Origin of the sequence: Pandoraea sputorum, assembly GCF_000814845.2 — a bacterium.
In the GTDB taxonomy this organism is placed as follows: domain Bacteria; phylum Pseudomonadota; class Gammaproteobacteria; order Burkholderiales; family Burkholderiaceae; genus Pandoraea; species Pandoraea sputorum.
Map to the genome: position 1 here is coordinate 2,097,452 of NZ_CP010431.2, position 18,519 is coordinate 2,115,970.

The 18,519-nt window shown below is 60.9% G+C and carries 18 protein-coding genes and 1 tRNA gene; 17 read left to right on the top strand and 2 right to left on the bottom strand.

All coding sequences use genetic code 11. The annotated features are described in order from the left end of the window. The first annotated feature begins 173 nt into the window (after positions 1-173). The 3 genes from NA29_RS09290 (at position 174) to NA29_RS09300 (ending at position 2,876) form a co-directional block, all read left to right on the top strand. The gene (locus tag NA29_RS09290) at positions 174-950 is read left to right on the top strand and encodes an SDR family oxidoreductase (RefSeq protein WP_039397683.1); all 777 of its coding nucleotides are present in this window, start codon (positions 174-176) and stop codon (positions 948-950) included. A gap of 228 nt (positions 951-1,178) precedes the next feature. Next, positions 1,179-2,243 carry a DctP family TRAP transporter solute-binding subunit gene (locus tag NA29_RS09295; protein WP_039397685.1) on the top strand — a complete coding sequence of 355 codons (1,065 nt, stop codon included), beginning with the start codon at positions 1,179-1,181 and terminating at the stop codon, positions 2,241-2,243. A gap of 243 nt (positions 2,244-2,486) precedes the next feature. After that, a complete protein-coding gene (locus NA29_RS09300) occupies positions 2,487-2,876 on the top strand; it encodes an acyl-CoA thioesterase (RefSeq protein ID WP_039397687.1) in 390 nt (129 codons plus the stop codon). A gap of 101 nt (positions 2,877-2,977) precedes the next feature. Here NA29_RS09300 and NA29_RS09305 read toward each other — a convergent pair whose 3' ends face one another. Next, a complete protein-coding gene (locus NA29_RS09305; protein ID WP_039397689.1) occupies positions 2,978-3,523 on the bottom strand; it encodes a PAS and helix-turn-helix domain-containing protein in 546 nt (181 codons plus the stop codon). 227 nt (positions 3,524-3,750) lie between these two features. Between NA29_RS09305 and NA29_RS09310 the strand changes: the two genes are divergently transcribed. Together NA29_RS09310 and NA29_RS09315 are read left to right on the top strand one after the other, a co-directional pair. Further along, the gene (locus NA29_RS09310; RefSeq protein ID WP_039397691.1) at positions 3,751-4,449 is read left to right on the top strand and encodes a CoA transferase subunit A; all 699 of its coding nucleotides are present in this window, start codon (positions 3,751-3,753) and stop codon (positions 4,447-4,449) included. A 23-nt stretch (positions 4,450-4,472) separates the two neighbouring features. Then, complete coding sequence (locus tag NA29_RS09315; protein WP_039397694.1) at positions 4,473-5,111, top strand: CoA transferase subunit B; 639 nt, start codon at positions 4,473-4,475, stop codon at positions 5,109-5,111. 224 nt (positions 5,112-5,335) lie between these two features. On the opposite strand, the gene NA29_RS09320 is transcribed toward NA29_RS09315, so the two are convergent. After that, entirely contained in the window at positions 5,336-6,127 is a 792-nt protein-coding gene (locus NA29_RS09320) for a 3-hydroxybutyrate dehydrogenase (protein ID WP_039397696.1), read from the bottom strand. A 164-nt stretch (positions 6,128-6,291) separates the two neighbouring features. Here NA29_RS09320 and NA29_RS09325 point away from each other — a divergent pair, with 164 nt between their 5' ends. The 12 genes from NA29_RS09325 to NA29_RS09380 all read left to right on the top strand — a co-directional run bounded on the left by NA29_RS09325 (position 6,292) and on the right by NA29_RS09380 (position 18,268). Further along, entirely contained in the window at positions 6,292-7,170 is an 879-nt protein-coding gene (locus NA29_RS09325) for an alpha/beta fold hydrolase (RefSeq protein ID WP_039397698.1), read from the top strand. 66 nt (positions 7,171-7,236) lie between these two features. Continuing rightward, entirely contained in the window at positions 7,237-7,593 is a 357-nt protein-coding gene (locus NA29_RS09330; RefSeq protein WP_039397700.1) for a RidA family protein, read from the top strand. Positions 7,594-7,640: 47 nt separating this feature from the next. Further along, complete coding sequence (locus tag NA29_RS09335; protein ID WP_052252735.1) at positions 7,641-9,911, top strand: RelA/SpoT family protein; 2,271 nt, start codon at positions 7,641-7,643, stop codon at positions 9,909-9,911. Between the two features lie 182 nt (positions 9,912-10,093). Beyond that, positions 10,094-10,170: transfer RNA gene (locus NA29_RS09340), tRNA-Val, on the top strand. 237 nt (positions 10,171-10,407) lie between these two features. After that, on the top strand, positions 10,408-12,315 hold the full coding sequence (gene thrS, locus NA29_RS09345; protein WP_039397702.1) for a threonine--tRNA ligase: 1,908 nt from the start codon (positions 10,408-10,410) through the stop codon (positions 12,313-12,315). A 52-nt stretch (positions 12,316-12,367) separates the two neighbouring features. Beyond that, on the top strand, positions 12,368-12,886 hold the full coding sequence (gene infC, locus NA29_RS09350) for a translation initiation factor IF-3 (protein ID WP_072633239.1): 519 nt from the start codon (positions 12,368-12,370) through the stop codon (positions 12,884-12,886). Positions 12,887-13,064: 178 nt separating this feature from the next. Beyond that, positions 13,065-13,262, top strand: coding sequence for a 50S ribosomal protein L35 (gene rpmI, locus NA29_RS09355; protein WP_010806049.1), 198 nt, complete (start codon positions 13,065-13,067; stop codon positions 13,260-13,262). Positions 13,263-13,287: 25 nt separating this feature from the next. Continuing rightward, positions 13,288-13,647 (top strand): 50S ribosomal protein L20, encoded by a 360-nt coding sequence (rplT, locus tag NA29_RS09360; protein ID WP_010806048.1) that lies wholly within the window; start codon positions 13,288-13,290, stop codon positions 13,645-13,647. Positions 13,648-13,796: 149 nt separating this feature from the next. Next, positions 13,797-14,810 carry a phenylalanine--tRNA ligase subunit alpha gene (gene pheS, locus NA29_RS09365; protein ID WP_039397704.1) on the top strand — a complete coding sequence of 338 codons (1,014 nt, stop codon included), beginning with the start codon at positions 13,797-13,799 and terminating at the stop codon, positions 14,808-14,810. Between the two features lie 85 nt (positions 14,811-14,895). Further along, on the top strand, positions 14,896-17,334 hold the full coding sequence (pheT, locus tag NA29_RS09370) for a phenylalanine--tRNA ligase subunit beta (protein ID WP_039397706.1): 2,439 nt from the start codon (positions 14,896-14,898) through the stop codon (positions 17,332-17,334). Between the two features lie 64 nt (positions 17,335-17,398). Next, positions 17,399-17,791, top strand: coding sequence for an integration host factor subunit alpha (locus NA29_RS09375; protein WP_039397708.1), 393 nt, complete (start codon positions 17,399-17,401; stop codon positions 17,789-17,791). 81 nt (positions 17,792-17,872) lie between these two features. After that, positions 17,873-18,268: a MerR family transcriptional regulator gene (locus NA29_RS09380; protein ID WP_039397710.1), complete on the top strand. Its 396-nt coding sequence runs from the start codon at positions 17,873-17,875 to the stop codon at positions 18,266-18,268. Positions 18,269-18,519 lie beyond the last annotated feature (251 nt).

Sequence of the window (18,519 nt, forward strand, 5' to 3'; positions counted from 1 at the left end):
CTCCTGTTATAAACGTTAGAATTCGTGGGTGCGGCCATTTTCCGGGAATGGAGAACACCTCGCAACCGCATATTAATAGTACGGTCGTTCGATTTGGTAGGTAGGAAGCTCTAGCGGCGAGCCGGTTGGCGACGCCGTTGCTCAACGGGTGTCGAGGCACGAGGGAGAAGACGATGGGGCGTTCGCTGAATCTGGAAGGCAAGGTCGCAATGGTGACGGGGGCGTCGAGCGGGCTTGGCATGCAGTTCGCCAAGGTGCTCGCGCAGGCGGGGGCGAAGGTCGTGCTGGCCAGCCGTCGCGTTGAGCGACTCAAGGAATTGCGGGCGGAAATCGAGTCTCAGGGCGGCGCGGCGCACGTTGTGCCGCTCGATGTCACCGATTACGACAGTATTCGCGCCGGAGTGGCGCATGCCGAGACTGAAGCCGGCGCCATCGACATTCTGATCAACAACTCGGGGGTGTCCACCCAGCAAAAGCTGGTCGATGTGACGCCACAAGACTTCGATTACGTCGTCGACACGAACACGCGTGGTGCGTTTTTCGTGGCGCAGGAAGTGGCCAAGCGCATGATCCGTCGCAGCAAAGGCGACCCGCAACGGCAGCACCGGATCATCAATGTGGCCTCGGTCGCCGGACAACGGGCCATTTCCATGCTCGGCGTCTATTGCGTGAGCAAGGCCGCCGTGATTCACATGACCCGTTCAATGGCGCTCGAATGGGGGCGCTACAACATCAACGTGAACGCGCTCTGTCCGGGATATATCGATACGGAAATCAATCACGATCATTGGCAGACCGAAGCCGGCCGCAAGCTGATCCAGATGTTGCCGCGCCAGCGTGTTGGTGAACCCGGCGACCTTGACGGGTTGATTCTGCTTTTGGCGTCAGACGATTCCCGTTTCATTAACGGCTCGATCATGACCATCGACGATGGTCTGGCCGTGGGCTAAGTGCAACGGCCGTCCGATGGCCGCCGGGCAAGGCCATCACAGGCGACTGGTCGATTGCGCAGGCTCGCTGCAATGCGGCAATCGGGGATTGTCCGAGGCAGTCAGCGCAGCGACGACGAGCGCATAATTTCTCGGCGCTCCAGAACGCTTTTTTGACGTTCATGGACGCGCAGCGGATCACGAAGGACGTCGCGTTGACGTCGGATCCCGAATCATCTCGAGGACAACATGCGTAATCAAGGCTGGCGGGGGCTCGTCGGAGTCGCGCTTGCCCTCGCCGCAATCGCGCTGCCAGTGGCCGCGCAACCTTACAAGGCCGAATACACGCTGTCGATCGTGCCCGATGGAGGCACACCGTGGGGCAAGGGCACGCAGCTCTGGGCGGACATGGTGCGCGAGCGCACGCAAGGGCGCATCAACATCCGGCTTCACCCCAACGCCACGCTCATGGGCGGCGATCAGACGCGTGAATTCACGGCGCTGCGTCAGGGCGTCATCGACATGGCCGTCGGCTCGACGATCAATTGGTCGTCGGCGATACCTGAATTCAACGTCTTCTCGCTGCCATTCCTGCTGCGCGGGTATCGCTCGCTTGACGCGCTCACGCAGGGCGAAGTCGGCCGTGAACTCTTCCGTCGCGTGGAGGAGCAGGGGGTCGTGCCGCTAGCGTGGGGGGAGAACGGTTTTCGCCAGGTGACCAATTCGCGTCGCGCAATTCGTTCGCCGGAAGACATGAAAGGGCTGCGCTTTCGCGTCGTTGGCTCGCTTTTGTTCAACGATATCTTCACAGCGCTCGGCGCAGTACCCACTCAGATGACGTGGGGCGAGGCCATTCGCGCGTTGCGAGCCCGCAAGATCGACGGTCAGGAAAATCCGATCACGATATTCAACAATGCGCGGCTCGATACCGTCGGACAGCGCTATCTGACGGTGTGGGATTACGTGGCTGACCCCATCGTCTTCGTCGTCAATCGTCAGGTCTGGGATAGCTGGTCGCCGCAGGATCGTGACATCGTTCGCGACGCTGCGGTGGAGGCGGCACGCTTTGAAGTCGCGCTGGCCCGTGAGGATCTGCTCAGCAGCGGGCAGGGGATGTGGGAGAACCTGGAGTCCCGCGGGGTGAAGGTCACACGACTGACCCCTGAGCAGCGCCAGCGCTTTGTCGACGCGACGCGGCCGGTCTACGTGAAGTGGAAGACACTGGTCGGGCGGGATCTTGTCGAAAAGGCCGAAGCGGCCGTCAGGGACGAGTCGATCAGCAGCAAGGCGCCATCCCTCGGGACGCGCAAGTAAGACGCAAGACGCGGGATCGTCGCCTTGCCGGAATTGGGGCGGGCGCTTCGGAAACTTCCGATGCACGGCCCTCTCGCCATTCCTAAATGACAGCTCGTCGAGGCAAATCCGGGTAGTCTGACGCGCGCCACAACATCCGAAGCGCTACACTTTATCCCCATGACGCCCTGTCAGTTCAAAGCAGGGCGTCGATTTTCATCATGGGGAATTGCAGTGTCGTCAGAGTACAAAGAAGTCTTTCGTATGAGCATGCCCATTCGCTGGGGCGATATGGACGCCTTTGGGCATGTCAATAACACCGTGTATTTCCGTTACATGGAGCAGGTGCGTATTTCGTGGCTGGAAACGCTGGACATCGCCTCGGAAGAGCGTGATACGGGCGAGGGCCCGGTCATCGTCAATGCCAACATGACGTTCCTGCGTCAATTGCGCTATCCCGGCGATATCGAATGCCGCATGTTTATCGGTGCACCGGGGCGCAGCAGCATCGATACGCGTTTCGAACTGCGCCGTGCCGATATGCCGGACATTCTCGTCGCCGAAGGCGGCGCGAAAATCGTCTGGGTGAACTATCAGGCTGAGAAGTCGGTGCCGTTGCCGGAGGCTGTGCGCACGTTGGTCGCGGGGGATTGACGCTGGTATGCAAGGTGAACGGCTGAGAGGGTGTCGATGACCGCTCGCCGTCGCCTATGCTGTGGGTGCTTGTGTTGTCGTGCCTGAACCCGCGTTGGCATTCAGTTGCCGAGCAGACGTTGCACCAGTTCCGTTGCAGTGCCCGCACCGTATTTCTGCATGAGGCGGGCGCGGTAGATATCGACGGTTCGCGGGCTGATCTCGAGAATCTTGCCGATCTGCTTGCTTGTCTTGCCTTGCACCAGTTGGGCGGCAATTTCGCGTTCACGGGCGGTCAGCGCGACGGCGACGCGGCGTGTGGCGGAGATGTCTTCGAAGGTCCAGAGCCCAGCGGCGTGCGGATCCTTGACGTCGAGCGAACGGCCCGTAACGTGGCACCAGAACAGTTCGCCGTTGGCGCGTCGCATGATGCGTTCGTCCGAATAGACGCCTTGCGTGCTCATGATGGGGGGAATGCGTTCGCCGATGCGCTCGAATTCCTTCGGTGACGGATACAGGACCTGGAAAGACTGGCCGATGAGTGTTTCGTGTGCGTAGCCGAAGATCTTGCCGAGCTGGCGGTTGCAGTCCTCGATGATGCGCTGGCGCGAAATGACCAGACCGACGGGGGCAATGTGAAAAGCTGTCTGGTAATCGAACGTCGGCATTGGGGGAGATACGGATCCGGTCGGGTCTCCGGCGCGGGAGCTGCGTGTGGCGGCCCGGTACGCGGGAAGATATGTAATTTCACGTATTGTGCCCCATTTGCGTGCCACCGTAAGCTCTGAGATTGCATGAGGTGCGTGGTCCGTGGTGTCGGCGGACTGTCGCAAGCCTCGCAACGCGCGAGCGCGCGGCATAATTTCAATTCTCAACCGAGGGAAAGGGACAAACGATGAACAAGGTATACGCCAGCGCCAAGGAGGCGCTCGCCGGTGTCGTCGCAGACGGGCAAACGCTCGCCGTCGGTGGCTTCGGCCTGTGTGGCATTCCGGAGGCCCTGATCGCCGCATTGCGCGACTCGGGCGTCAAGGGGCTCACCTGTATCAGCAACAACGCCGGTGTCGACGGCTTCGGCCTTGGTCTGCTGCTTGAGACGCGTCAGATCAAGAAAATGATTTCGTCGTACGTGGGCGAAAACAAGGAATTCGAGCGTCAGTATCTGGCGGGCGAACTCGAACTTGAATTCACGCCGCAGGGCACGCTGGCCGAGAAGCTGCGCGCTGGCGGCGCTGGTATTCCGGCATTCTTTACGAAGACGGGCGTGGGCACTGTTGTTGCCGAAGGTAAGGACACGCGCGAGTTCGATGGCGAGACGTACGTCATGGAGCGCTCGCTGCGCGCCGACGTTGCGCTGGTCAAGGCTGCCAAGGCCGACCGCGCAGGCAACCTCGTCTTTAACCGCACCGCTCGCAACTTCAATCCGATGGCCGCCATGGCCGGCAAGATCACCATCGTCGAAGTCGAAGAACTGGTCGAAACCGGTTCGATCGACCCGGACGATGTGCATCTGCCGGGGATCTTCGTTCAGCGCATTGTGCTGAACGCACATCCGGAGAAACGCATCGAACAACGCACGGTACGTGCCAAGTAAGCGCCGAGATCAAGGAGATAACCATGGCATGGAATCGTGATGAAATGGCTGCGCGCGCGGCGCGAGAGCTCGAAGACGGCTTTTACGTGAACCTTGGCATCGGTTTGCCCACGCTGGTGGCGAACCATGTGCCGGACGGCATGGAAGTTTGGCTGCAATCGGAAAACGGCCTGCTCGGTATCGGTCCGTTCCCGACCGAAGACGAAGTGGACGCCGACATGATCAACGCGGGCAAGCAGACCGTGACGACGCTCCCGGGCTCGTCGATCTTTTCGTCGGCCGATTCGTTCGCGATGATTCGCGGCGGTCACATCAATCTGGCGATTCTCGGGGCGATGCAGGTCAGCGAAAAGGGCGACCTCGCGAACTGGATGATCCCGGGCAAGATGATCAAGGGCATGGGCGGCGCAATGGACCTCGTTGCTGGCGTCGGTCGCGTGGTAGTGCTCATGGAGCATGTGGCCAAGGGCGATGCGCACAAGATCCTCAAGGCGTGCGATCTGCCGCTGACCGGTGTGGGCGTGGTCAATCGCATCATTACCGATCTCGGTGTGATCGACATCACGCCGGACGGCCTCAAGGTCATCGAACTGGCACCGGGCGTGACGAAGGAAGAAATTTCGCAGAAGACCGGAGCGCAGCTCGATACGAGCGCTGTCTGAGGTCAAAGCGCTTGCCGCCGACGCCAGGGTTACCGGGTTAGGCGCGGCAACGGATTGCTGAGGATGGCCTGGGCCGTTGAACCCGGTCGTCGATGATGTAGGAAGTTGGACTGTGCAAGGCAAAACGGGCGGAGAGTTTCTCCGCCCGTTTTGTTTTGATGGTCAGCATGGTTGGCTAGCGGTTGAAATGCCGCGTCGGTGCCTTCGTCGCCGCCTTCGTCACATTACTGTGCCGTCCAGCCACCGTCCATGTTCCACGCTGCGCCGCGCACTTGCGCGGCGGCGTCGCTGCACAGGAACACGGCGAGCGCTCCGAGCTGCTCGGGCGTGACGAACTCGCCAGACGGTTGCTTCTCGCCGAGCAGCGAGCGTTTCGCTTCATCCCCTGACAGCTTGTCACGGGCTGCGCGGTCGTCCACCTGCTTTTGCACGAGTGGCGTGAGCACGAAGCCCGGGCAGATCGCGTTGGCCGTCACGCCGGTCTGCGCATTTTCCAGTGCCGTGACTTTCGTCAGGCCGACGATGCCGTGTTTGGCTGCCACATACGCCGACTTGCCTGCCGAGCCGACGAGTCCGTGGACCGACGCGATGTTGATGATGCGTCCCCAGTTGCGTGTGCGCATGCCGGGCAAGGCAAGTCGCGTGGTATGGAAAGCGGACGTCAGGTTGATGGCGATGATCGCGTCCCATTTGTCCGTCGGAAAATCCTGAATTTCCGCAACGTGCTGAATGCCTGCGTTGTTCACCAGAATGTCCACGCCACCGAACTCCGATTCGGCGTATTGCATCATCGTCTCGATCTCGCTTGCGCGGCTCATGTCGGCACCGTGGTAGCCGACTCGTGTGCCGGTGTGGCCCGCCTTCGCTGCGGCATCGGCAATAGCCTTGCGCGCCGTATCTGCGTCGCCGAAACCATTCGTGATGAGGGTGGCGCCTTGTGCCGCAAGCGCTTGTGCCATGCCCAGACCGATGCCGCTGGTCGAGCCGGTCACGAGGGCGATTTTTCCTTTCAGCATTGCGTCGTCTCCGTGCGGGAGGAGGGTGGGGGAGGAACTCGATGTCGACGAGTGCGGCCCGCAGACTGCGGTTTGATGCCGCTAATGAGTGACCTCATTCTAGCTTACGGTTTGCGGCAAGCGCGGTAGAATTCGAGTCTGGAAACCGATCCGATGAGTCTGCCATGCCGAGTCACGCGCCGCGTCTGTCGAACGTTCAGTGTCTGAGTCCATCCGGGCTGCATCGCATGGCCTATGCAGAGTGGGGTGATCCCGAGAACCCTCGTGTGTTGGTCTGCGTTCACGGGCTCACGCGCAGTGGCCGCGATTTTGACGCGATGGCGAATGCGCTCGCAAACGACTACCGTGTGGTGTGCCCCGATGTGGTGGGGCGAGGCCAGTCGTCCTGGTTGCGAAACCCCGCGGGTTACGTTGTGCCGCAGTACGTCGCGGACATGGTGACGCTTATCGCTCGTCTCGGCGTCGCGACCGTCGACTGGTTTGGTACGTCGATGGGGGGACTCATCGGCATGGGACTCGCGGGTCTGCCGGATACACCGATTCGTAGCCTGTTGCTTAACGACGTGGGTCCGCATATCGATGCGCCAGCCCTCGCGCGCATCGGGCAGTATGTTGGTATCCCGAAGCGATTTGCATCGATCGACGAGGGCGCAGATTACATCTGGTCGATCTCGTCGGCGTTCGGGCCGCATACCCGTCAGGAGTGGCTTGCGCTGAGCGAGCCGCTACTCAAGGCGGATGGCGATGGCTATGTGTTGCGTTACGACCCGTCGATCGGCACGGCTTTCTCGGCGGTGACGCCTGAGGCCATTGCGGCAGGAGAGGCTATGCTTTGGGCGTCGCTTGCCGCGTTCCCGGGGCGGACATTGATCGTGCGGGGCGAGCAGTCGGACCTGCTTTCGCGCACGACGCTCGACCAGATGCTGGCGCACGCGCAACACGCGCGCGCCGTTGAAATTCCCGGCGTGGGACACGCGCCGACCTTTGTGCATGCGGATCAGATCGAGATCGCACGCCGATTTTATGAGGGATATGCCGACTGAGACGCGTCCGTACGACGTGGCGTGGCGGTAGGTCCCGAGTCAGAAGAATACGAGGAGTCTTACATCATGGCAGTACAACGTTTTTACGTCGAAAAGCGCTGGTCGGATATGGCTGTGCACAATGGCACCGTCTATCTCGCCGGTCAGACCCCCGACGACCGCTCACAGGATATGGCAGGTCAGACGCGTCAGGTGCTCGCGCACATCGACCGCCTGCTCGGCGAAGCGAACAGCGACAAGTCGCTCATTTTGTCCTGTCAGATCTTCATCTCGGACATGAAGTACTTCGGTGAAATGAATCAGGTGTGGGACGAGTGGGTGCCGGCAGGTAATGCGCCCCCGCGTGCTACGGTGCAGGCGTTGCTCGCCGACCCTGCCATGCTTGTTGAAATCGTGGTCGTGGCAGCTCAGCGCGAAAGCTGAGCGCACGACCCGCAACATCCGGGGCGCTGGTCGCCCCGTGTTCCGACATGAACCAACATCAAGCACCGACATCCACTGAGTCGCGTTCGACGCCGGGTGTGGGTGATGCACCACTGCCCGCTACTCTGGACGACGCACTCGCGTTCGCCGCGACGCTGTGCGGCGAACACGTCCTCTCTTCTGGCGAGCCGATCATGGCGCACGCGCGCGGCATGATCGCGATTCTCGACACGCTACGCGTGGACGAGGCGACGCATCAGGCGGCTGCGCTCTTTTCGGCCGTCGAGTTCCTCCCCGATCCGCAAGCGACCTTGACGCAGAAGTTCGGCGCCGAAGTCGCCGCGCTCGTGATCGATGTGCGCAAGCTGCAACGGCTCTCGGGTGCTGGCGCGCGTGCCGCGCAAGCGATGCCGGTCGATGGCCGCGATCGTGACGCCATCGCGGAGCGTAAGTCGCAGGTCGAGGGGCTGCGCAAGATGCTGCTGGCGTTTGCGCAGGACATTCGCGTTGTAATGATCCGGCTGGCGTCGCGTCTGCAATCGCTGCGCTGGTATGCGGCCGAGAAAAAGGCGCCGCCCGAAGAGATGCCGCACGAGGTGCTGGAAATCTATGCGCCGCTGGCCAATCGACTTGGTATCTGGCAACTGAAGTGGGAGCTTGAAGACCTCGCGTTCCGTTTCCTGGAGCCGGTCACTTATAAGCAGATCGCCAAGCTGCTGGAGGAAAAGCGCGTCGAGCGTCAGACCTTTATCGAAGGGGCGATCCAGCGGCTTCAGGACGAACTGTCGCGCGCGGGCGTCAAGGCCGAGGTGTCCGGGCGGCCGAAGCACATCTACAGCATCTGGAAGAAGATGCGCGGCAAGGCGGTCGATTTTGCCGAGCTTTACGACGTGCGGGCGTTTCGCGTGATCGTCGACGACATCAAGGATTGCTACACGGTGCTGGGCATTGTCCATAACCTGTGGCAACCGATTCCGAAAGAGTTCGACGATTACATTTCGCGTCCGAAACCGAACGGCTACAAGTCGTTGCATACGGTCGTCATCGGCGACGACGGGCGCGCGTTCGAAGTGCAGATTCGCACGAACGAAATGCACCACTTCGCCGAGTACGGCATTGCGGCGCACTGGCGTTACAAGGAAGCCGGGCAGCGGGGTTACGGCGGTGCGTTTTCGGCGAACGACGCTTACGACGAGAAAATCGCGTGGCTGCGCCAGTTGCTCGCGTGGAAGGACGATGTCGCCGATACCGTGGGCGCCGAGGCTACCGTGCAGCCATGGGAACAGCTCAAGCGCGCGACGATCGACGATCACATCTACGTGCTTACGCCGCAGGCGCGTGTGATTGCGTTGCCGCAAGGGGCGACGCCGGTCGACTTTGCTTATCACCTGCATTCGGAGCTGGGGCATCGGTGTCGGGGCGCGCGTGTCGACGGCGCGATGGTGCCGCTCAATACGCCGCTGCAAAACGGGCAGACGGTTGAGATCGTCACGGTCAAGCAGGGTGGTCCGTCGCGGGACTGGCTCAATTCACAGCTTGGGTATTTGCAGAGCCATCGGGCGCGTCAGAAGGTACGTCAGTGGTTCAACACCATCGACCTCGAAGAGACGATTGCGCACGGCCGCACGATCATCGACAAGACGTTGCAACGCGAGGGCAAGACGTCCGTCAACCTTGAAGAGTTGGCGGCGCGTCTGGGTTTTCGCGCGCCGGACGATCTCTACGCGTCGATTGCCAAAGACGAATTTAGCCTGCGGCACGTCGAACAGGCGCTCTCGGGCAATCTGCCGGGGCCCGAGCCGAAGGATGACGACACGGTCGTCGCCAAGAAGAGTCTCGATACGAGTGTTGCGCAGGGGGCGAAGAGCGGTGTGCTGGTGGTGGGTGTCGGCGCTTTGCTGACGCAATTGGCCAAGTGCTGCCGGCCGGCACCGCCGGATCCGATTGTGGGTTTCGTCACCCGGGGCAAGGGCGTGTCGATTCACCGGCAGGACTGCAGTAGTTTCCAGTCGATGAAGGCGCGCGCGCCCGAGCGGGTGATTCAGACGGCGTGGTCGTCCGACGTGCTCGAAGGGCGCGGCGTTGCGGCCTATCCGGTCAATATCCAGATCGAGGCGACGGATCGTCAGGGTTTGCTGCGCGACATCTCCGAAGTGTTTTCGCGAGAGAAGCTCAACGTGACGGGCGTCAGCACGCAATCGCGCGGTGCGCAGGCGTTCATGCAGTTCACGGTCGAGGTGCGCGACGGTGGCCAATTGCAACGTGCGCTGGCGCAGTTGAGTGGTGTGGCGGGTGTAGTGTCGTCGCGCAGGCGTTGAAATAGCTGTTGGCGGCGAGCTCTTTCGGGTGAATTGTCCGGGGCTCGCCGCAGACAGTACGATGCGGCAATTGCCGTCGCGACTCCGCGCGAAAGCCTTGATTGATGCGGTTTTTCGTCGGCAGGCACAATAATCGCTTGGCGATGTGCCGAAACCTTGCTAGAATCTCGTTCTCTTGCAGTAGGCTCGTAGCTCAGCTGGTTAGAGCACCACCTTGACATGGTGGGGGTCGTTGGTTCGAGTCCAATCGAGCCTACCAACGAAATTTGATGCATTACAGTCCGCGAAGCCCCGCAGACACAGGCGCTGGAAAACACTCATGTTGAAGACTGCCCGAACTTTCACAGTGGTGAAGGTGCGACGTTAAGTCGAGGGTGTTTTTCGTCTGGATGCTAGGAATGAAGAGACGGCCTCGACGACAGTCGAGGCCGTTTTTTTTCGTGGTTTGCCGCGTGGCGTGGGCCGCGCGTGACGTTTTTGCGCATGGGAGTGCGACATGATTTCGGTACGTTTGCCTGACGGTTCGCAACGCCAGTACGAAGCCCCCCTGACGGTGGCGCAAGTCGCCGGTTCGATCGGCACGGGTCTGGCCAAGGCTGCCTTGGCCGGCCGCGTTGACGGCAAGCTGGTCGATACGTCCTATCTGATCGATCGCGACGTGAGTCTCGCCATCGTCACGGACAAGGACGCCGACGGCCTCGACGTCATTCGTCACTCGACGGCCCACTTGCTGGCCTACGCCGTCAAGGAGTTGTTCCCCGAGGCGCAGGTCACGATCGGTCCTGTCATCGAAAACGGCTTCTACTACGACTTCTCCTTCCATCGTGCTTTCACGCCAGAAGATCTCGAAGCGATTGAGAAGAAGATGCACGAGCTCGCCAAGAAAGACGAGCCGGTGACGCGCGAAGTGCTGTCGCGCGACGATGCCGTGCGTTTGTTCCTCTCGATGGGAGAGAAGTACAAGGCCGAAATCATCGAATCGATCCCGGCCACGGACGAAATCGGTCTGTACCGCGAAGGCAAGTTCGTCGATCTGTGCCGTGGCCCGCACGTCCCGTCGACGGGCAAGCTCAAGGTCTTCAAGTTGATGAAGGTGGCTGGCGCCTACTGGCGCGGCGACGCGAAGAACGAGCAGCTTCAGCGCATTTACGGCACGGCCTGGACGAAGAAGGAAGACCAGGATGCGTATCTGCACATGCTGGAAGAAGCCGAAAAGCGCGATCACCGCAAGCTCGGCCGCGCGCTCGACTTCTTTCATATGCAAGAGGAAGCGCCGGGCCTCATCTTCTGGCACCCGAAGGGCTGGACGCTCTGGCAGCAGGTCGAGCAATACATGCGCCGCGTCTACCGCAACAATGGCTACCAGGAAGTGAAGGGTCCGCAGATCCTCGACCGCTCGCTGTGGGAAAAGTCGGGGCACTGGGAGAACTATAAGGACAACATGTTCACGACGGAATCGGAGAACCGCGCCTATGCGCTCAAGCCGATGAACTGTCCGGGACACGTCCTGATTTTCAATTCGGCGCTGCACAGCTATCGCGATCTGCCGCTGCGTTTCGGCGAGTTCGGCCAGTGCCATCGCAACGAGCCGTCGGGCGGCCTGCATGGCCTGATGCGCGTGCGTGGCTTCACGCAGGACGACGGTCACATCTTCTGTACGGAAGACCAGATCCTCGACGAGTGCGTGAACTATACGGCGCTGCTGCACGCGGTCTATAAGGACTTCGGCTTCACGGACATGATTTACAAGGTCGCAACGCGCCCTGAGCATCGTGTCGGTTCGGACGAGAACTGGGATAAAGCCGAATTCGCGCTGATGGAATCGCTGCGCCGTTCGGGCTGCGAATTCGAGATTGCCGAGGGCGACGGCGCTTTCTACGGTCCGAAAATCGAATACACGCTCAAGGATGCGCTCGGCCGTCAGTGGCAATGTGGCACGATGCAGGTCGATTTCTCGATGCCGGAGCGCCTGGACGCCGAGTATGTGGCCGAAGACAACAGCCGCAAGCGTCCGGTCATGCTTCACCGGGCAATCCTTGGCTCGCTCGAGCGTTTCATCGGGATTCTGATCGAGCACCACGCTGGTGCATTGCCTGTCTGGCTGGCGCCGGAGCAGGTGATTGTGATGAATGTCTCGGAAAAAACGGCCGATTACGCCCAAGAAGTGACGAAAAAGTTGAAAGAACAAGGGCTTAGGGCTCGGAGCGATTTGCGCAACGAGAAAATTAGCTATAAAATACGCGAGCACTCTCTGCAGAAAGTTCCCTATCTCTTGGTGGTTGGGGATAAAGAGCAGGAGGGCAATACGGTAGCCGTGCGTGCCCGTGGCGGCGTGGATCTGGGTGTGATGCCCGTTGACGCGCTCATCGAACGTCTTGCGCAAGAATGCGCATCGTTCCAATAACGCCTGTCGGACAGCGCGGCTAAATTTTTGACTTTTTTCGAGGATAAGCAACATCGCTACCGATAAGTCGCATCGCATCAACGGCGAGATTACTGCGCCCGAAGTGCGTCTAAATGGCGTCGACAACGAGCCGCTCGGCATTGTGAAACTGGCAGAAGCTTTCCGTCTGTCCGAAGAGGCTGATGTCGATCTGGTGGAAATTGCACCGACCGCGAATCCGCCGGTTTGCCGTCTGATGGACTACGGCAAATTCAAGTATTCGGAACAGAAGAAAGCGCACGAGAACAAGCTGAAGCAGAAGGTTGTTCAGATCAAGGAAGTCAAATTCCGACCTGGCACCGACGACGGTGACTATAACGTCAAGTTGCGCAATCTGAAGCGTTTCCTCGAAGACGGCGACAAGACCAAGATCACGCTGCGATTCCGCGGCCGTGAGATGGCTCACCAGGAAATCGGTGCTCGTATGCTGGAACGTCTGAAGTCCGATCTCGAAGAGGTCGGCCAGCCGGAACAGATGCCGAAGATGGAAGGCCGTCAGATGATCATGGTCATCGCGCCGAAGAAGAAATAATGCCGTGGCGGTGTCGAACGACACCGCCGGGCAGCAAAGAATTGCCGCCGTCGCCCGTTAAGGGCGTGGCAGCGATGCAGGGTGCAGTCGGACCCTGAAAATAAGTGGTCTCAGGTTCTAAAAGGGGCGCGATTTTGGCGTCACACCTGTGATCATGTTAAAAACCCTGGAGTTTTTCATGCCTAAGATGAAAACCAAGAGCGGTGCCAAGAAGCGCTTTCGCGTGCGTCCTGGCGGTACCGTCAAGCGTGGTCAGGCCTTCAAGCGTCACATTTTGACGAAGAAGACCACCAAGAATAAGCGTCACCTGCGCGGTGCCGTCGGCGTTCATGAGTCTGATCTGAACTCCGTACGCGCAATGCTGCCCTTCGCTTAAACCCCGACTTAGATAGGAGAGAAACATGCCTCGAGTCAAACGTGGGGTCACCGCACGGGCCCGCCATAAGAAAGTCATCGCAGCAGCCAAGGGTTTCCGCGGCCGCCGCAATAACGTCTTCCGCATCGCCAAGCAAGCGGTCATGCGCGCTGGGCAATACGCCTACCGCGATCGCCGCAACAAGAAGCGCGTGTTCCGCGCCTTGTGGATTGCGCGTATCAATGCAGGTGTGCGTCAGCACGGTATGACCTACAGCGTGTTCATCGCTGGTCTGAAGAAGGCCTCGATCGAACTCGACCGCAAGGTGCTGTCCGACATGGCCATCAACGACAAGCCGGCATTTGCCGCGATTGTCGCTCAGGTGAAAGCCGCCGTCGCAGCCTAAGCTGTAGTTAGCGTATAGCGCGTTTTAGTGCGCGCCGTTCGCCAAGAGGGGGCTCTCATCGGAGCCCCCTTTTGTTTTTCGCTTGCCTTTCCGCTTGTTTTCGCTGGTACACGCGGCCATTCCGACCGCCTAACTTGAGTCTGTAGCATATGGATCTGGAACTTATCGTCAGCGAAGCGCAGCGTGCGTTCGCCGCCGCTCCCGACGCCGCCGCGCTGGAAAACGAGAAAGCCCGCTTTCTCGGCAAGACTGGCCAACTGACCGAGTTGCTCAAAGGCCTCGGCAAGCTTGATCCCGAAACGCGCAAGACCGAAGGCGCACGGATCAACGCGGCCAAGCAACAGATCGAAGGCGCCCTGCAGGCGCGCCGCCAGGCCATGGCCGATGCGCTGCTCGATGCGCGCCTGTCGGCCGAGGCTATCGACGTCACGCTGCCCGGCCGAGGCCTGGGCGCTGGCAGTCTGCACCCTGTGCTCACCACCTGGGAGCGCGTTGAACAGATTTTCCGTTCCATCGGATTCGACGTGGCCGACGGCCCCGAGATCGAAACCGACTGGTTCAACTTCACTGCCCTGAACAGCCCAGAGAACCATCCGGCGCGTTCGATGCAGGACACCTTCTACGTCGAAGGCAATGACGATGCGGGCAAGCCGCTGCTGCTGCGCACGCATACGAGCCCGATGCAGGTGCGTTATGCGCGCATGAACAAGCCGCCGATCAAGGTGATCGCGCCGGGACGTACGTATCGTGTCGACTCCGATGCCACGCACTCGCCGATGTTCCATCAGGTCGAAGGCCTGTGGATCGCCGAAGACATCAGCTTCGCGGACCTGAAGGGCGTGTACACCGACTTTCTGCGCAAGTTCTTCGAACGCGACGACATTCAGGTGCGTTTCCGCCCGTCGTACTTCCCGTTCACGGAGCCGTCCGCCGAAATCGATATGCAGTTCGAGACCGGCAAGAACGCCGGCAAGTGGCTGGAGATTTCGGGATCGGGGCAGGTGCACCCGTCAGTGGTCCGTAATATGGGTCTCGACCCCGAGCGCTACATCGGTTTCGCGTTTGGCTCGGGCCTGGAGCGTCTGACGATGCTGCGCTACGGCGTGCAGGATCTGCGTCTGTTCTATGAGAACGATCTGCGCTTCCTGCGCCAATTCATGTAATCGATGCCGATAGCCCTGGCTGGCGCGCAAAGCCGCTGCCGCCGGGCTTTCGGAAGTGAAGACTTAACTGCGAGCGAACTGATCCATGCAATTCTCTGAATCGTGGCTGCGTACCCTGGTCGACCCGGACTTGTCGACGGACGCGTTGGCGCATGCCCTGACGATGTCCGGGCTCGAAGTCGAGGAAACCGATCCCGTTGCGCCGCCGTTTACCGGCGTGGTCGTGGCCAAGGTGCTCGAAGTCGCCCGTCACCCGGATGCTGACCGTCTGAACGTCTGTCAGGTCGATGCCGGCACCGGCGAGACGCTGACCATCGTATGTGGTGCACCGAACGTGGCGCCGGGTATCAAGGTGCCGTGCGCTACCGTCGGTGCGGCTTTGCCGCCGTCCGAAGCGGGTGGAGCGCCGTTCCAGATCAAGATCGGCAAGCTGCGTGGCGTGCAAAGCTTCGGCATGCTGTGCTCGGCGCGTGAGCTGAAGCTCTCGGAGGATCATGCCGGACTGATGATCCTGCCGGAAGACGCACCGGTTGGCATGAACATCCGCGAGTATCTCGATCTTGACGACACGATCTTCGTCGTCAAGCTCACCCCGAACAAGGCAGACTGTCTGTCGCTGCTCGGTGTTGCCCGCGAAGTCGCGGCGATTACCGGCGCACCGCTCAAGGATCTCCCGGGGCAGGGCGCACAGGCGTCGACCATCGCCGACACGCTGCCGGTGCGCATCAGCTCGCCGGACGGTTGCGGACGCTTCGGTGGCCGCATCATCCGTAACGTGAACGCTGCGGCACCGTCGCCGCGCTGGATGGTGGAGCGCCTGGAGCGCGCCGGACAGCGCAGAATCTCGGCGCTCGTCGACATCACCAACTATGTGATGCTCGAGCTGGGTCAGCCGCTGCACGTCTACGATCTGAATCGTCTGCAAGGCGGGATCGACGTGCGCTTCGGCCGCGCGGGCGAGACGCTCAAGCTGCTCAACGAGCAGACGGTCACGCTCGACGAGACGACCCTTGCCATCACCGACGCCAGCGGCCCGATCGGCCTCGCCGGCATTATGGGCGGCGATTCGACGAAGGCCGGTCTCGAGACGCAGAACATCTTCCTGGAAGGTGCGTTCTTCTTCCCGCAAGCTATTCAGGGCCGTGCTCGCAAGTACAACTTCACCAGCGACGCATCGCATCGCTTCGAGCGCGGTGTCGACTTCGCTGGCAACGTGCGCGCGCTCGAGCGAGCGACGCAACTGGTCCTCGACATCTGTGGTGGCCAGGCCGGTCCGCTGGAGGACCAGGTCGCGAAGCTTCCAGAGCGTCAGCCGGTGAAGATGCGTGTGGCCCGTGCCGTCAAGATTCTCGGCGTGCCGGTCACCGAGCAGGAAATGAGTGCGATCTTCACGCGTCTTGGTCTGCCGTTCACGCTGGTGGACGGCGTGTTCGAGGTCACGCCGCCGTCTTACCGTTTCGATATCGAGATCGAAGAGGATCTGATCGAAGAGATCGCGCGCATTTACGGTTTCGACCGTATTCCGGCCAATCCGCCGGTGGCCGCGAGCGAAATGCGTCCGACGCAGGAGGGCCGTCGTTCGCAGCATGCCGTGCGTCACGCCGTGGCCGCGCGCGACTATCACGAGACGGTCGGTTTCAGCTTCGTAGACGTGGAATGGGAAGCCGACTTTGCCGGTAACGACAATCCGATAAAGTTGCTGAATCCGATCGCGAGTCACCTCGCCGTGATGCGCTCGACGCTTATCGGCAGCCTGATCGCGACGGCGCGTTACAACCTGAATCGCAAGGCATCGCGCGTTCGTGTGTTCGAAATCGGTCGCACCTATCACCGTGACAACACTGTGGCGTCTGGTGAACTGAGCGTGGGTGGGTATCGTCAGCCGCTGACAGTAGCGGCGCTGGCCTACGGTCCTGTGCTCGAAGAGCAGTGGGGCGCAGCGGCGCGTCAGGTCGACTTCTTCGACGTGAAGGGCGATCTCGAAGCCTTGCTGGCACCGCGCGTAGCGCGTTTTGTGAAGGCTGAGCATCCCGCGTTGCATCCGGGACGCAGTGCTGCAATCGAAGTGGACGGCAAGCGCGTCGGTTTCATCGGCGAGCTGCATCCGCGCTGGCAGCAGAAGTACGACCTGCCGCAGGCACCGGTGCTGTTCGAGATCGAGGCAGAGGCGCTGTTCGGCCGTGACGTCGCGAGCTACGAGGAGATCTCGAAGTTCCCGCCCGTCACGCGTGACCTCGCATTGGTGGTCGATCAGGCACAGCCGGTTCAGGTGCTGCTCGATGCGATGCTGGCTGCGCGTCATGACGATCCGGCATGCAGTGTGGTGCAGTCGGTGCGCCTGTTCGACGAGTTCCGGCCCAAGGCGGGCGCGGCTTCGGGCTCCCTGGGAGCCCAGGACAAAAGCGTGGCGTTTCGTGTTACTCTGCAAGACCCCTCGGGTACGTTGCAGGACGAGACGGTCCAGGGCGCCATTAACGCACTGGTACAACGGGTAGAAGGGTTCGGCGCACGTTTGCGCGCTTAAAACCCAGTAGAAAAATCCGGGTGCGAGTGGGCTATCGCACTGTCATCGCCATCGCGTGGGACGTATGAACGAAATGAATCCTGGTGAATTTGAAGCCATGCTCGCGGCACAACGCATTGCGTTGGGTCGCGGCGAAGTGAACGAGGTCTCGACCGAGGCGCCGACGCTGACCAAGGCCGAACTGGCCGAGTTACTGTTCGAGCATGTCGGCCTGAACAAGCGCGAAGCAAAGGATATGGTCGAGGCGTTCTTCGAATCGATCCGCGATGCGCTCGAATCGGGCGACAGCGTCAAGCTCTCCGGCTTCGGTAACTTCCAGTTGCGCGACAAGCCACAGCGCCCGGGTCGGAATCCGAAGACGGGCGAAGCGATTCCGATTGCCGCGCGCCGTGTCGTGACTTTCCACGCCAGCCAGAAACTCAAGACGATGGTCGAGTCCGGCGTACTGAGCAAGTAATTCCCCCGGCCGCCGCATTCTGTGGCGGCCGTTGGTTTTTCGTCCGCAATTTAACCGTCGTCCCATTCCGCTAACGCCGCGATGGATCACGTTGCCTTGCCGCCGATTCCCGCCAAGCGTTACTTCACCATCGGTGAGGTGAGCGAGCTATGTGGTGTCAAACCGCATGTGCTGCGCTATTGGGAGCAAGAGTTTACGCAACTGCGTCCGGTCAAGCGACGCGGCAACCGGCGTTACTACCAACATCACGAAGTCCTGCTGATCCGGCGTATCCGGGAATTGCTCTATGAGCAGGGCTTCACGATCAATGGGGCACGCAATCGTCTCGAAGCCGACACGCCGCGTGGCGCGCGCGTTTCGGGAGCGGCGGGCGTGCCGGTGGATGCGTCGACCTCCGGCGAACCGGGCGACGCTGCACTCGATGTCGACGATCTGCGTCGCCGTCTCGAATCCGTCATCGATCTGCTGAAGTCCTGAGCGGTCCCCGCACTTCGGATCCCCCGCGTCACCCCCCCCGTCCGACTTCGGGATTCTCCTAATACGGCGTTAGCCGAAACTTCCGTAATCCGAGATATGGCACGCTGCAAGGCGGGGGCGCGCTCGTCTGGCCGGATGAACTCCATACATCCCCGGATTGAGACGACGCGGAACGACTTCCGGGGGCGCCGGGATTGCCTTACACTTGCCGGAAACTATGGCGTCCGATAGCGGCGTCTCAGGATCCTCTT

Coding starts and splice junctions, on each gene's coding strand:
- pheS (WP_039397704.1), top strand. CDS start 13,797: ATGGATCTGGAACTTATCGTCAGCGAAGCGCAGCGTGCGTTCGCCGCC.
- NA29_RS09375 (WP_039397708.1), top strand. CDS start 17,399: ATGAACGAAATGAATCCTGGTGAATTTGAAGCCATGCTCGCGGCACAA.
- thrS (WP_039397702.1), top strand. CDS start 10,408: ATGATTTCGGTACGTTTGCCTGACGGTTCGCAACGCCAGTACGAAGCC.
- NA29_RS09315 (WP_039397694.1), top strand. CDS start 4,473: ATGGCATGGAATCGTGATGAAATGGCTGCGCGCGCGGCGCGAGAGCTC.
- NA29_RS09380 (WP_039397710.1), top strand. CDS start 17,873: ATGGATCACGTTGCCTTGCCGCCGATTCCCGCCAAGCGTTACTTCACC.
- NA29_RS09300 (WP_039397687.1), top strand. CDS start 2,487: ATGAGCATGCCCATTCGCTGGGGCGATATGGACGCCTTTGGGCATGTC.
- NA29_RS09320 (WP_039397696.1), bottom strand. CDS start 6,127: ATGCTGAAAGGAAAAATCGCCCTCGTGACCGGCTCGACCAGCGGCATC.
- rpmI (WP_010806049.1), top strand. CDS start 13,065: ATGCCTAAGATGAAAACCAAGAGCGGTGCCAAGAAGCGCTTTCGCGTG.
- rplT (WP_010806048.1), top strand. CDS start 13,288: ATGCCTCGAGTCAAACGTGGGGTCACCGCACGGGCCCGCCATAAGAAA.
- NA29_RS09305 (WP_039397689.1), bottom strand. CDS start 3,523: ATGCCGACGTTCGATTACCAGACAGCTTTTCACATTGCCCCCGTCGGT.
- NA29_RS09295 (WP_039397685.1), top strand. CDS start 1,179: ATGCGTAATCAAGGCTGGCGGGGGCTCGTCGGAGTCGCGCTTGCCCTC.
- NA29_RS09310 (WP_039397691.1), top strand. CDS start 3,751: ATGAACAAGGTATACGCCAGCGCCAAGGAGGCGCTCGCCGGTGTCGTC.
- NA29_RS09335 (WP_052252735.1), top strand. CDS start 7,641: ATGAACCAACATCAAGCACCGACATCCACTGAGTCGCGTTCGACGCCG.
- NA29_RS09330 (WP_039397700.1), top strand. CDS start 7,237: ATGGCAGTACAACGTTTTTACGTCGAAAAGCGCTGGTCGGATATGGCT.
- NA29_RS09325 (WP_039397698.1), top strand. CDS start 6,292: ATGCCGAGTCACGCGCCGCGTCTGTCGAACGTTCAGTGTCTGAGTCCA.
- pheT (WP_039397706.1), top strand. CDS start 14,896: ATGCAATTCTCTGAATCGTGGCTGCGTACCCTGGTCGACCCGGACTTG.
- NA29_RS09290 (WP_039397683.1), top strand. CDS start 174: ATGGGGCGTTCGCTGAATCTGGAAGGCAAGGTCGCAATGGTGACGGGG.